At 49.4% G+C, this 12,181-nt stretch carries 14 protein-coding genes; 9 read left to right on the top strand and 5 right to left on the bottom strand.

Features of this window, described 5'->3' with window-relative positions; genetic code table 11:
• Positions 1 to 1,460, top strand: a 1,460-nt coding sequence (gene ureC, locus AS151_RS00225) for an urease subunit alpha (protein ID WP_071515063.1), incomplete at its 5' end; no start/stop codon positions are given.
• 75 nt (positions 1,461 to 1,535) lie between these two features.
• Here ureC and AS151_RS00220 read toward each other — a convergent pair.
• A complete protein-coding gene (locus tag AS151_RS00220; RefSeq protein WP_071515062.1) occupies positions 1,536 to 2,231 on the bottom strand; it encodes a 2,3-bisphosphoglycerate-dependent phosphoglycerate mutase in 696 nt (231 codons plus the stop codon).
• 354 nt (positions 2,232 to 2,585) lie between these two features.
• Here AS151_RS00220 and AS151_RS00215 point away from each other — a divergent pair, with 354 nt between their 5' ends.
• From AS151_RS00215 to AS151_RS00195, 5 genes are all read left to right on the top strand, one after another.
• Positions 2,586 to 2,975, top strand: coding sequence for a DUF302 domain-containing protein (locus AS151_RS00215; RefSeq protein WP_071515061.1), 390 nt, complete (start codon positions 2,586 to 2,588; stop codon positions 2,973 to 2,975).
• 128 nt (positions 2,976 to 3,103) lie between these two features.
• Positions 3,104 to 3,313 (top strand): DUF2892 domain-containing protein, encoded by a 210-nt coding sequence (locus AS151_RS00210; RefSeq protein WP_071515060.1) that lies wholly within the window; start codon positions 3,104 to 3,106, stop codon positions 3,311 to 3,313.
• Positions 3,314 to 3,448: 135 nt separating this feature from the next.
• On the top strand, positions 3,449 to 3,994 hold the full coding sequence (petC, locus tag AS151_RS00205; RefSeq protein WP_071515059.1) for a cytochrome b6-f complex iron-sulfur subunit: 546 nt from the start codon (positions 3,449 to 3,451) through the stop codon (positions 3,992 to 3,994).
• Positions 3,995 to 4,226: 232 nt separating this feature from the next.
• Positions 4,227 to 4,592 carry a rhodanese-like domain-containing protein gene (locus AS151_RS00200; protein WP_071515058.1) on the top strand — a complete coding sequence of 122 codons (366 nt, stop codon included), beginning with the start codon at positions 4,227 to 4,229 and terminating at the stop codon, positions 4,590 to 4,592.
• Between the two features lie 266 nt (positions 4,593 to 4,858).
• Positions 4,859 to 6,202, top strand: a complete 1,344-nt coding sequence (locus tag AS151_RS00195) for an ABC transporter substrate-binding protein (protein ID WP_084639301.1) — start codon at positions 4,859 to 4,861, stop codon at positions 6,200 to 6,202.
• Between the two features lie 69 nt (positions 6,203 to 6,271).
• Here the strand turns inward: AS151_RS00195 and map are convergent, their stop codons facing one another.
• Positions 6,272 to 7,105: a type I methionyl aminopeptidase gene (gene map, locus AS151_RS00190; protein WP_071515065.1), complete on the bottom strand. Its 834-nt coding sequence runs from the start codon at positions 7,103 to 7,105 to the stop codon at positions 6,272 to 6,274.
• A 477-nt stretch (positions 7,106 to 7,582) separates the two neighbouring features.
• Here map and AS151_RS00185 point away from each other — a divergent pair, with 477 nt between their 5' ends.
• Positions 7,583 to 7,903, top strand: a complete 321-nt coding sequence (locus tag AS151_RS00185) for a peptidase (RefSeq protein ID WP_071515057.1) — start codon at positions 7,583 to 7,585, stop codon at positions 7,901 to 7,903.
• Positions 7,904 to 8,789: 886 nt separating this feature from the next.
• On the opposite strand, the gene AS151_RS00175 is transcribed toward AS151_RS00185, so the two are convergent.
• Both AS151_RS00175 and AS151_RS00170 read right to left on the bottom strand, forming a co-directional pair.
• Positions 8,790 to 9,233, bottom strand: a complete 444-nt coding sequence (locus AS151_RS00175; RefSeq protein WP_071515064.1) for a VOC family protein — start codon at positions 9,231 to 9,233, stop codon at positions 8,790 to 8,792.
• Between the two features lie 16 nt (positions 9,234 to 9,249).
• Positions 9,250 to 9,759 carry a TIGR02652 family protein gene (locus tag AS151_RS00170; protein ID WP_071515055.1) on the bottom strand — a complete coding sequence of 170 codons (510 nt, stop codon included), beginning with the start codon at positions 9,757 to 9,759 and terminating at the stop codon, positions 9,250 to 9,252.
• A 147-nt stretch (positions 9,760 to 9,906) separates the two neighbouring features.
• Between AS151_RS00170 and AS151_RS00165 the strand changes: the two genes are divergently transcribed.
• A complete protein-coding gene (locus AS151_RS00165; RefSeq protein ID WP_071515054.1) occupies positions 9,907 to 10,452 on the top strand; it encodes a gamma carbonic anhydrase family protein in 546 nt (181 codons plus the stop codon).
• Positions 10,453 to 10,581: 129 nt separating this feature from the next.
• Positions 10,582 to 10,701 (top strand): photosystem II protein Y, encoded by a 120-nt coding sequence (locus tag AS151_RS20405; RefSeq protein WP_084639300.1) that lies wholly within the window; start codon positions 10,582 to 10,584, stop codon positions 10,699 to 10,701.
• A 125-nt stretch (positions 10,702 to 10,826) separates the two neighbouring features.
• Here AS151_RS20405 and AS151_RS00160 read toward each other — a convergent pair whose 3' ends face one another.
• The gene (locus tag AS151_RS00160; protein WP_071515053.1) at positions 10,827 to 11,378 is read right to left on the bottom strand and encodes a cofactor assembly of complex C subunit B; all 552 of its coding nucleotides are present in this window, start codon (positions 11,376 to 11,378) and stop codon (positions 10,827 to 10,829) included.
• Positions 11,379 to 12,181 lie beyond the last annotated feature (803 nt).

Raw genomic sequence — 12,181 nt, 5'->3', positions numbered from 1 at the left:
TTAAAGCCGACATCGGCATCAAAGATGGCAAAATTCATAAAATCGGCAAAGCGGGCAATCCCTACATCCAAGACCATGTCGATATTACCATCGGACCCGGCACGGAAGCGATCGCTGGGGAAGGATTAATCCTCACCGCTGGCGGCATTGATGCCCACATTCATTTTATCTGTCCCCAACAAATAGAAGTCGCGATCGCCTCTGGCATCACCACCATGCTAGGCGGCGGCACTGGACCCGCCACCGGCACCAACGCCACCACCTGCACCCCCGGTCCTTGGCACATCCACAGAATGCTACAAGCTGCCGATGCGTTTCCCGTGAATTTGGGATTTCTCGGCAAAGGCAACAGCAGCCAACCCCAGGGTCTAACCGAACAAGTGGAAGCCGGTGCCCTGGGATTAAAACTGCACGAAGATTGGGGCAGCACCCCCGCCGCCATCGATACTTGTTTGTCAGTAGCCGACCAATACGACGTACAGGTAGCCATTCACACCGACACCCTCAACGAAGCCGGTTTTGTAGAAAATACCATCAATGCTTTTCGCGATCGCACCATCCACACCTACCACACCGAAGGCGCTGGCGGCGGTCACGCACCGGATATCATGAAAGTCTGTTCCCTGGGCAACGTCCTGCCTTCTTCCACCAATCCCACCCGCCCTTACACCGTCAATACCATGGAAGAACACCTGGATATGTTGATGGTGTGCCACCACCTGGACCGCAACATTCCCGAAGACGTGGCTTTTGCCGAATCGCGCATCCGGCGGGAAACCATTGCTGCTGAAGATATTCTCCACGATATGGGGGCGATTAGCATGATGGCTTCCGATGCCCAGGCCATGGGTCGCGTGGGAGAAGTCATTTCCCGCACCTGGCAAACGGCCCACAAAATGAAAGTTCAGTTCGGTGCCAACCCCCAAGAAACTGGAGACAACGACAACCAACGCCTGCGCCGCTATATCGCCAAATATACCATCAATCCCGCGATCGCCCACGGTATAGCCGATTTTGTGGGTTCGGTGGAAGAAGGGAAACTGGCAGACTTGTGCCTGTGGAAACCGGCGTTTTTTGGCGTGAAACCGGACATTGTTCTCAAAGGCGGTGCGATCGCCTACGCGCAAATGGGAGACCCCAACGCCAGCATTCCCACCCCCCAACCCATGCACATGCGTCCCATGTTTGGCAGTTTCGGCCGCGCCCAGGAAGCCAACTGCTTGACATTTATTTCAAAATATGCTAAAGAAAACGATCTTTCCCAGCAAATTGGCCTGCAAAAACCAACCGCCGCCGTCTCGCAAACGCGCACCATTGGCAAACCAGACATGAAACTCAACGATGCGCTGCCCCACATAGAAATCGACCCAGAAACCTACGAAGTACGCGCTAACGGCAATTTACTAACCTGCGAACCAGCCAGCACCTTACCCCTAACGCAACGTTATTTTCTGTTTTAATACCATTAATAGCGATTTCTGGGAACGCCCAAATTCCTTGTAGGGGCGTTTCGCGAAACGCCCCTCCTAAACCGATTACTCCAAAATTTTCTTGCCAGTAACCTGCCCCGACTCATCAAAATCGTAAATTATCGGCACGCCAGTAGCCAGTTCCAACCCCGGTACTTCCTCTGGCGTGAGTTGGTCCAGATCCATCATAATCGCCCGCAGGGAATTGCCGTGGGCCGAAACCAGAACATTATCCCCCATCTTGATGTGGTTCATAATCCGGGTTTGAAAAAAGGGGAGGGTTCGCTTGGTAGTATCTTCCAAACTTTCCCCACCCGGCGGCTTGATGGAAAACGACCGCCGCCATTCGTAAACCACATCTTTGCCGTATTTTTCGGCGGTAGCCGCTTTGTTCAACCCCTGCAAATCCCCGTAGTAGCGTTCGTCTAACGCCACGCTGGGAAAAACGGGCAATTCTTCTTTGGGATTGCCTTCGTATTTATCCCAACCATGCCAGTGGGGGTCGTCGCCTTCGTGTTTGATAACCGGACTTTTGCCTTGGCAGAGAGAATCGCATTCTGTCAGGCAAATCACGGCGGTTTCAATGGCACGCACCAACAAGCTGGTAAAGCAGACGTCTACATAGTAGGATTCTAGTTTTTTCGCTGCTTCCATGGCTTGGGCGCGTCCTACTTTGTTTAAAGGTACGTCTACCCAACCGGTAAATTTATTGGCAGCGTTCCAAGTGCTCTGACCGTGACGAATGAGAATTAACTGAGCCATAAGTTTCCCTGTGGATGTATCTAGCGATAAGGTTTTGCCAGTTTGCCAATACCATCCCCAACATAGATCGTTAGCAATCCGTGTGCGGCCAGCTAGACCTAGTGCTGAAATCCTTGTGGCTTGGGAAATTCAGCTTCTAAATGACCCCGGAGAGCTTCTAAAAATCTTTGGAAAATTTTTGCTCCCCTCTTTACGACTACTTAACTATTTAATAATATAATAAATAAAGGCAGTTGCAAGCCGACATTTCTTGGTGCTGCTGCCAACCCTCAAACATCCTTGCCATAAAATTTCTGCCAACTTTTTTCCAAGTACCCAAGTTTCACCAATTATTTCGTATTCGGGGAGTTTCCCATGAGCTATTACTTTAGCAAAGTTTTGCCAACTTCTTTTGACGAGGCACTGCAAAAAGTCACCGACGCCCTCACTGAAAAAGGCATGGGGGTCATGACCGAAATTGATGTAGACAAGGCTTTCAAAAAGAAACTCGACGTTGACTTTCGTCGGTACAAGATTTTGGGCGCTTGCCACGCACCCACTGCCTACAAAATTTTGCAAGCTGACGACAAAGGGGGCGCGCTATTTCCCTGCAACGTAGTGGTTCAAGAACTCGAACCAGGTCGCGTTGAAGTTTCTGCGGTTAACCCGACAGCAATGTTCCAACCCATCGACCATCCAGACGCCAAGCAAGTAGCTGCCGAAGCCGCGGAAATGGTGCGTTCGGTCATTGACAGCCTGGCATAGGTGCAGCAACCGGTCAATTTTGAGATTGATAATCATTGTTGCACTTTATGGTTGGATGGCTATATAATAGTTAAAGAAGGTAAAAGTTTGTTGCAGTTGCGTAACACTCGCAAAGGAGGGAGATAGGTATGTTTGCCAATGTAGGAATCAGCGATCGCATTGTGCGCCTACTGCTAGCCGGAGGTTTGTTCTACCTCGGATTTGGCGTATACGAAAATTCTGCCCTCGGAATCGGCTTGGATGTTGTTGGTGGCATTTTGGCTCTAACAGCCATCATTGGATTCTGCGGTCTGTATCGTCTGCTGGGGATTAGTACTAACAAAACCAAAGCCAGCTAGCGCCACTCCTTCCATCTTTTCCATCTTTACCATCCATTTCCAATCGCTCTGCAAAATGCTGATGGTTAGCTTACCAACCTAGCTAATTCGCCAAAGCTGTCAGTAAGGTGCGATTGCTATCCAGGAGGTCTATCTATGGCGGAAAATTTTTCTTACCAACCAAGTCAATCGGTTCCTGTTTCTCGACGCCAGTTTCTCAATTTCTTAACTGGTGCCACGGTAGCTGCTACCGCAGGAGCTGCCCTTTATCCCACAGCCAAATACTTCTATCCTCCATCTGAAGGCAGGGCAGATGGCAGGATTATTGCCAAAGACAAACTCGGTAACCCCGTTCCCGCATCGCAAATTACCGAAAAAGGTCCGGGAACGCGAGCGTTGGTTTCTGGTCTTGCGGGGGAACCTACGTACCTCACCGTTAAAGAAGACGGTACCCTCAGCGACATGGCGATTGTTAACAACTGCACGCACTTAGGTTGTACCTTCCCCTGGAACGAAGTTGACGAACAGTTCCAATGTCCCTGCCACGGCTCTCGCTTTGATGCCGAAGGTCGCGTGATTCGAGGACCGGCAGATCGTCCTCTGAAAATTTCCCACGTACGGGTGGATGACGATGAGACGATTTGGTTGATTCCTTGGACGGAAACCGATCCTCGTACTGGCAAAAAACCCTGGTGGGTCTAAACTGTCGCTAGTATTCTCGTTTGATGGTTGTCCGTACCTACTGGAACCACACTACAGAGACCAACGATAGCCATCGGTTGTTGCTGGAAACCGAGCAATAATCGATGGACCACCACCGGTCAAGGGGCAATGGAACGATAGCGACCATATTCTACGTGGGTTAGGAAGTGAGAGCCATGGACACAAGATAATTTCAATATAGCTTGTAGCTAGTTTAGGATTGATAGACATTATGACGACCGCATCTGCGAACGCTTCCTATCGCGAAATTTCTCCCAAAAAGCTGGCAACCATGCACAAGAAACCCCTGGTTTTGGACGTACGTAGCGGTATGGAATACAAAGGCGGACACGTACCGGGGGCGGTGAATTTAAGTTTGCCACGCCTCATGTTGGGGATGATGCCTCTGTTTCGGTGGATGCTTCCCAAATGGTTCCGCGACCTTCCCAAGGACCAACCTATTGCTGTCATGTGCCTCACTTCCCACCGCAGTCCCATTGCTGCCCGGCAATTGGTCAATTCTGGATTTCAGAAGGTCTGGAATGTCTCTGGCGGCATGATGAAATGGCAACAGTTGGGATTGGATGTGGAGAAGTAGTTCCCATTTGCTGTTGGGAATTTTCAAGTGCGCGAGCAACTGGCTTGGCGCACTTTATTTTTTGTCGTAGGATGGTACTTTCAAAACCAATTTGCAACGGATAGGGACCATCTAATACCACTTAATAATATGCAAGAGATAATAGAGGCATTTTTGTAGGGGCGCAACGCGTGAGTAGGGGCGCTTCGCGAAGCGCCCCTACCAAGGCAATTGAGAAATTCCAGACAATCGTTGTTTTTCAGAAATGGTATAAATCGCGATCGCACATGGCGAATTTCAAATTTTCCCCTCACAACTCACTTTGGTGGCAACGCTGGCAACAATTGGGACTCGCTATCCTGCTTGCCAGTTGGTTGCTGTTGGTGGGAGGCTGCCAACCATCAACCACATCACCGCCTGGCGTTACCCAACTAACCCTCTGGCATGGCATCAATCCCCCACCCAATCGAGATGTATTTCAAAAATTCGTCGATCGCTTTAACGAAACTCATGCCAGTATCCAAGTGGAAGCCCTCTACGTGGGGCAACCCGACCAACAGTTACCCAAAATTCTCACAGCGGTAGTCGGCGATGCACCGCCGGATATTCTGTGGTACAATCCCGTTCTGACTGGAAAACTGGTGGATTTGGGCGCAATTCGCCCCATTGACGATTTTTTAGACAACTCTCCCGTCAAATCAGAAATCGACCCGGCGTTGTTTGACTCCATGCAACTGTTCGATCGCACTTGGTCGGTCCCCATGGGAACCAATAATGCGGGGATTTTTTACCGTCGGGATTTGTTTCGCGAAGCCGGGATTGACAAAATTCCCGAAACGTGGGAGGAACTGCGGCAAGTTGCCAGCCAGCTAACCCAAGATACTGATGGGGATGGCGATCGCGATCGCTACGGAATTCTATTACCCTTAGGAAAAGGCGAATGGACGGTCTTTTGCTGGTTGCCGTTTATGTACAGTGCTGGGGGAAGCTTGCTATCCGACAGCCAGCCCAATTTGGTCAACGCAGGAGCCATTGAAGCATTGCAACTGTGGTCGCAACTGCTTGCTGACGGTTCTGCCATCAACTCCCAACCGGAACGCGGCTACGAACAGTCGGATTTCATCAAAGGTCGGGTTGCCATGCAAATTACCGGACCTTGGACCTTAGGCTATTTACCAGAAACGGGTGTAGATTTTGGCGTATTTCCCTTCCCCAGCAAAAACCAACCTGCGGCGGTGGTTGGCGGCGAAAATTTGTTCCTCATGCAGACAAATCCCGAACGGGAACAAGCTGCCTGGAAGTTTTTAGAATATGCCGTAGGTAAAGAATTTCAACAGCAGTGGGCATTGCAAACCGGCTATTTACCCGCCAATCTCCAAGCCCGTCGTAGTGAAGCCTATCAAGAATTTATTGCCCAACAGCCCAGCTTGCAAGTATTTCTCGACCAAATGCAGTGGGCATACGCGCGTCCAATTATACCCGAATACGCCCGCCTCTCGCGCAATTTAGGGCGTGCGATCGAATCTGTTTTGCTGGGAACCTCTCCCCAAGCGGCACTAGAACAGGCACAATCCCGCCTGGAAAGAACCTGGAATCCAACGAAACTCAACTGGGAAGGAGCGACTCAGTAGGGCTTGAACCGGATAGACGCCAGCCAAAAACCCTCATCAATCCTCCTCCCAATTGAGAATTTATGGCATTTAGACCAAATTGCGATCGGTTAGGATCTCATAACCGTCTTTGGTCACCAATACGGTATGCTCGAACTGAGCAGATAGGGCATTGTCTACCGTAACCGCCGTCCATTTATCCGGCAAAATTCGGGTTTGCTTGGAACCGGCATTGAGAATCGGCTCGATTGCGATGGTCATGCCAGCGCGCAGCTTCACATTGGGCATGCTGTGGGTGCGGAAATTAAACACGGAAGGTTCTTCGTGCAGTTTGCGCCCCACTCCGTGACCAGTAAAGTCTTCTACCACCTTAAAGCCATTGGCTTCCACGTGGTCTTGAATGGCACCCGCGATATCGAGTAGGTAATTGCCAGCTTTCACCTGCTTGATACCAGCATACAAAGCTTCTTCGGCTACCTGTGTTAGCTTGGCGGCGTCGTCGCTAATTTCTCCAATGGGAATGGTGACGCAGGAGTCGCCGTGGAAGCCTTCGTAATAGGCACCGGTGTCTACTTTCAACAAATCGCCTTCCCGCAGCACTCTCTTTTTAGAAGGAATGCCGTGAACCACTTCATGGTTGATGGAGGCACAGATGGAAGCGGGAAAACCGTAGTATCCTTTGAAACTGGGGGTGGCACCCATTTCCCGGATGCGTTTTTCGGCGTGGGCATCCAAGTCGCCGGTGGTCATGCCGGGGGCAGCCATTTCCGAGATTTCTTTTAACACGGTGGCGACGATTCTAGCCGCCTGGCGCATAATTTCGATTTCCCGCTGTGATTTAATTTCAACACCGCGCCGTTTTTTCTGAGAGCGAGAGGCTTGTTGGGCAGGTTGTTGGGAAAGCAGATTCGTAAGAATATTCATAAAAAAAAGCGCACAAACCTTTTTGTATACAGCAGTTGGAAGGCCACGTGCCCACATTTGACGTTATTTTTCGTGATGGCACTGTGGGGTTCTTCTTTATCTAGTGTAGACCCATTGTTCCTAGCTTCGCATGGGCAGTTTTGCCAAGACCCCTCGATTTTTACAGCAAATTTTTTGCAAAAACGCTGCTCGTCGATGGTTTGGGCACCAACGCTACCGGTGAAGCTTGGCTGGGCGCGATCGCGTGGCGGCTTTGACTTTCCAACAACCGCCCGATCTCGCTATTATGACCAGTAGGTTAAGAAAGTTTAACATTTTTTTGAATGGTTGGGGATAGAAAACCGTGGGCAACAGAAGCGACCATCTGTAACCTTGGTTACAGCAGCCTTTCCGTTTTCTGCCCCCACAATAAAAACGTCACTTTGCATCGATCGTTGGGTTCTACTGCGTTTCCAAACCTTCTAGGAGGCTTGTTTTATGAATCTTCGCACCATTCGCCAACTTCACCGCCAACTTGCGCCCATTGTATTGCTCCCTTTTTTGGTAACTGCCATTACAGGGATGGGCTACCGTTTGAGCAAAGATTGGTTTGGTTTTTCCCGCGACCAGGTTCATTTCCTGATGGTGATTCACGAAGGAGAATATCTGGGAGATTTTTTCAAACCGATTTATGTTCTGTTGAATGGGTTGGCGTTGCTGTGGATGTTAGGAACGGGAACGGCGATGGCGGTTTCCAGCATTCGCAAAAGCGGTTGGCTGCGTCGCCCCAAGAAAACGGAAGAACCGGCAACGGATTAGTCCCATTTTTGAAAAACAACGCTTGTTTGTAATTTATCAATTGCGCTAGCAGGGGTGTTTTATAAAGCGCCCCTATAACAATATCCCGATTATTTCTTACAGATTTTTAAGGGAATGGTATTAAATTGTGGGATCGAAAGGCAATTTGGCTATCGCTATCGAAGTCTAAAATTTTCGCACTATCTCTACATTTGCGGTCAAAGATAGAACAACGCGCTCAACCATCTCCATAAAACAAGATGGCTGGGATACCTCCTTGAATTTTGGTTTCATGTTGTCAGTAAGCCGGTGGCGCTCGATATAGACAAGATGGTATTGGGTATACGGCTGGTCTTGGGGGCAAACTTTTTTAACCAATTTTTTTGTCCCTTTCGTCATCTATATATGAGAAATACGACCGCCAAAGCAGGGAAAAGAGGCAAGAGAAGGGCGATCGCTGAAATCATTATAAATAGGAAATCCATGGTTCCAATCAAGAGGTATGCCAAATCCGATCTGCAAAGCTCGCAATTCTTTGTAGGGGCAATCTCCCTGTGGTTGTCCTCAGTTCACGTTGCCAAACTGGCGCAGTCTATCTACGTCGGATTCCGGATGGCCAACCCAGACAAGCCAGAGCGAATACCTAAATTGTAGCTCACCAAATGATGCGATCGCCCGGTTTGGTTCTGGTTTGATTTTATATATTTCTAACGTTTTGTCTCATGAAGCGGGAAATTCCACCGCACGATCTCTAATACGTTCCAGGAAAACCTGCGATCGCGCTCCCGAATACTGCCAATCTCCCCCTCAGATTCTTAACAAGTAGCTACCTTCGAGTCAAAACCATGAAAATTTGCGATCGAATTTGTTATTTTTTGTCTATCTGTCAACCGATCCGCAACCGATCCTAAGAAACAGCAGGCAAATGACGAATAAACTCTAAAGGCATACCATCGGCATCGGCGATAAAAGCCACTTCGTAAACGCGATCGCCGATAATTTGTTGGGTGGGAGCGAGCAAAACTTGTAAAGGTCGGATGGTATCGGGATATTCCTGAGAAGCTTGCTGAAACTGTTCTTTCAAAGCTTCCAGCCAACTGGGCAAATCGGTGGCTACCTCAGTCAGGTCAAAAGATAAATGGTAGTATCCCACATAGTGCTCATCACCAAAGGGATCGGTAGCGGGTTTGGGTTCGGGAACTTGCAGCAGTTCGATACGCCCCAAATCTCCTTTCATCCAACAGGCGAGGGTAATGCCAGCAGTGAAGCGTTCCTCAATGGCAAACCCCAACTGTTCGTAAAAAGCGATGGCGCTGTGGATATTGGCCGTACGAATGGAAGCGTGGTGCATAGAAATGGCAGCAAAACTATTCAAACAATCGAAAATAGGGATACTTCACCGGTACCCCCGGCTCTTTTTCCAGTTCAAAATTAATAACCGCCCAGCAGGGTTCTTCCGACTCATGGGGACTAAACTCCACCGGCAAGCCATACAGCCGCGGACGACCGGAACTGGTCTGCGATCGCCAGGGTGTGGTACGTTCCAAATAGCCACTTACCAAATCTTTATAGCGCTGGGCGATAATCACCCGGGTAGCGCGGTAGCCTTGAGTGTAGAGTCTGTCCAGAGCCTCGTGAATTTCAAAACGAATCCCGTCTGGGTGGGTATGCTGTCGGTACCATTGACCGTTCCAACGTTTCCAATGGCGTCCGGACTGCAGGTGAAGCAATTTCCCCGTTTGTGGGTCCGCTTCAAAAGCACCATGTCTGGGACATAGGTACGTATCCGTTAAAGTCAGTGCCGGGATGGTTTGGCGGCAGTGAGGACACTGAATTTCTGGACCAAAAATTGGGTATTGCCAGCTTGGTTCGATCATTCCAGAGTGTCCGAAAATCCTTCGTAATATACCGGTTTGGTTCCGTGCAAGTGCCAGTTTTATGATAGCGACAGACAGAACGGGGAAGCAAAGTTGCCTTCCCCACTGCCCATTTTAAAGCCTTTCTTATGATTGCGGGGAACCATCATGGAAAATCTTAACCAGCCTCAGCTCCTTTTACCCTCCTACTGGGAAGTTCCCGACCTCTCAGCGGCCGCCTTTGTCGCCGCCAATGCCGTGGTTTTGGGAGATGTCACCGTAGCCGCAGGTGCCAGCATTTGGTACAGCAGCGTCGTACGGGCGGATGTATCGCCCATTAAAATTGGTGCCAGTACCAATATCCAGGACGGTGCCATTCTCCACGGCGATCCGGGAGAGCCTACCATTTTAGAAGATTTGGTGACCGTCGGACATCGGGCAATTGTCCACTCGGCGATCGTAGAACGCGGCAGTTTAATTGGCATCGGTGCCACCATTTTAAACGGCGTTCGCATCGGTGCGGGCAGCATCATCGGGGCAGGAGCAGTGGTTACCAAAGACCTGCCCAAACAATCCCTCGCAGTTGGCATTCCGGCCAAAGTGGTGCGGGAAGTTTCCGATGCCGAAGCTCAGGAACTCATCGAACATGCCCAAAAGTATGAAAAACTGGCCCTGGTCCACGCCGACAAAGGCACGGATTTGGGCTTTTGCTAGCGATTCTGAGGAAGTGTAAATTTTTGTAAAACAAATTGTAAAAAACTATCAAAGTCATGCACAATAATGAATAGATTCTGAGAACAATTGTTAAACTTCATAAATCTGGGTTGAAGAGGTGGTACAGCTATGGATTGGCGTCTTTTGATCGTTCTGTTACCGGTACTACTGGCTGGCAGCTGGGCTCTTTACAACATCGGTCAAGCTGCTATCAAGCAGGCACGGGACTTCTTAAACAAAGAAGCTTAATTTCGCCTGCTCTTTTCATATTCTTGTTTTTCTGAACAACCTATTCAATCGGCACAGACTGCTTCTGCCTTCCTTAGAAGCAGTCTTGCTTTTTTAGACATCTCCGGCATTTTGTCTGCTATTCCTTAGGAGTTGGCAGCCTTCAAGCTCCCCTGTTTTTGCAGGGTTTGTTTGAGCGTAGCCAGTTCGTCGCGATGTCCGATGGCTGTTACCGTACTTTGGAGGTCGGTTTCGCCAGCTGTGTGGGGCTGAACTTGAATTTTAACCTGTTCGGTGCGACTAGCCCCGCGCCAGTAAAAGACCCCCGCCAGGGGCGACAGCAGTACCAGAGCGTAGATAAAACTAGCACCTGGTGCGGAAAATAGCAGTGCCAGTACCAAAGCCAGACAGAGCAACCCCACCGCCGCTAAAGTCGATAGAAATATCGCCAAAAACCAACTCGGACGTACCTGACCTTCAAAGGTAATTTGATTTTGCTTGGGATCTGTCGCGATCGCGTAGTAAGCTCGTTGTTGGAAGTACGATTTCAGATCCTCCCACAGGGCCTCTTGGGACTGCTTGCAGGTCAGTTGCATCTGTTGGGTGCGGTCTTTTATAGAAGCCTTGATAAAGAAAAACAGCCCCACTCCCAACAACAGTGTTAGAAAAAAGGTGGATGAAAGTACGGACGTTTGCATGGGAACCCTTCCTACTGCGAAACCATTAGAAACAATTTACATACTTTTACATTAACAATAGCATTTCTCATTACGAGAAAAGACGGGAGCTGGAAAGCTCTGCCTCTTTCCCAGCCAGGATGAAAAGCAACCTGTGTGCCCCCGCCGCCGTCGGTCAACCTAAAATTTATGCTAGGATTTTCCAAATAATGTACCATGTCGAGCCGTGCTCGCCCTTGAGTTCAAAGCCATTGATGAAGCCATCTCGTGCTGAGCCTGTCGAAGCATCGAACAGCTCAATTTGTCCCCAACCAGGCTTGGTGCCATTGGATGCACCACCAAGGCGTTGGCAAACATGAGCAGCGCCAATCTGGCCAAGTGTGGTGCCACAAATTTTCTTGGGTTCAACAACTCAATAGCATGGCTAGACAGGCGGCTGCCGAAGAGCTTGGTCGGCGATTTCACGTTCCTACGAACATTGCAAGCAGAAAATTCCTGACAAAAAGGGATATTCTCAATTTAAAAAGAATGAATACTCGTTCGGTCGAATACAAAACCCGACTATTGGAAGCTTGTTGACCCCAAACATATCCTTTTCAAAGACAAAAAGGGAATTGGACGGCTTAAACTAATCGAAACCTGGGATTTCGCACTCTTTGGGAAAGAAAACATGAAGCGAGTTCCTTTGATTCGTAGGGGGGTCTTTAAACGGTAACCCATGACGCCCCTACTGATGGCTATTACCAGCATGAATCGGGAGCTTGAAAGCCCTGACTTTTTAAAGCAGGGATGAAAAGCGACCCGTGCGGCTTTAGCCGCCGTCA

Origin of the sequence: Geitlerinema sp. PCC 9228, assembly GCF_001870905.1 — a bacterium.
GTDB lineage: Bacteria > Cyanobacteriota > Cyanobacteriia > Cyanobacteriales > PCC-9228 > PCC-9228.
Note: the sequence above shows the minus strand (reverse complement) of the source record. Positions and strands in the feature narration are given on the sequence as shown.

Bases quoted from the DNA above. Each gene is read 5' to 3' on its own strand.
- AS151_RS00220 (WP_071515062.1), bottom strand. From the start codon at position 2,231: ATGGCTCAGTTAATTCTCATTCGTCACGGTCAGAGCACTTGGAACGCT.
- AS151_RS00215 (WP_071515061.1), top strand. From the start codon at position 2,586: ATGAGCTATTACTTTAGCAAAGTTTTGCCAACTTCTTTTGACGAGGCA.
- AS151_RS00210 (WP_071515060.1), top strand. From the start codon at position 3,104: ATGTTTGCCAATGTAGGAATCAGCGATCGCATTGTGCGCCTACTGCTA.
- petC (WP_071515059.1), top strand. From the start codon at position 3,449: ATGGCGGAAAATTTTTCTTACCAACCAAGTCAATCGGTTCCTGTTTCT.
- AS151_RS00200 (WP_071515058.1), top strand. From the start codon at position 4,227: ATGACGACCGCATCTGCGAACGCTTCCTATCGCGAAATTTCTCCCAAA.
- AS151_RS00195 (WP_084639301.1), top strand. From the start codon at position 4,859: ATGGCGAATTTCAAATTTTCCCCTCACAACTCACTTTGGTGGCAACGC.
- map (WP_071515065.1), bottom strand. From the start codon at position 7,105: ATGAATATTCTTACGAATCTGCTTTCCCAACAACCTGCCCAACAAGCC.
- AS151_RS00185 (WP_071515057.1), top strand. From the start codon at position 7,583: ATGAATCTTCGCACCATTCGCCAACTTCACCGCCAACTTGCGCCCATT.
- AS151_RS00175 (WP_071515064.1), bottom strand. From the start codon at position 9,233: ATGCACCACGCTTCCATTCGTACGGCCAATATCCACAGCGCCATCGCT.
- AS151_RS00170 (WP_071515055.1), bottom strand. From the start codon at position 9,759: ATGATCGAACCAAGCTGGCAATACCCAATTTTTGGTCCAGAAATTCAG.
- AS151_RS00165 (WP_071515054.1), top strand. From the start codon at position 9,907: ATGGAAAATCTTAACCAGCCTCAGCTCCTTTTACCCTCCTACTGGGAA.
- AS151_RS20405 (WP_084639300.1), top strand. From the start codon at position 10,582: ATGGATTGGCGTCTTTTGATCGTTCTGTTACCGGTACTACTGGCTGGC.
- AS151_RS00160 (WP_071515053.1), bottom strand. From the start codon at position 11,378: ATGCAAACGTCCGTACTTTCATCCACCTTTTTTCTAACACTGTTGTTG.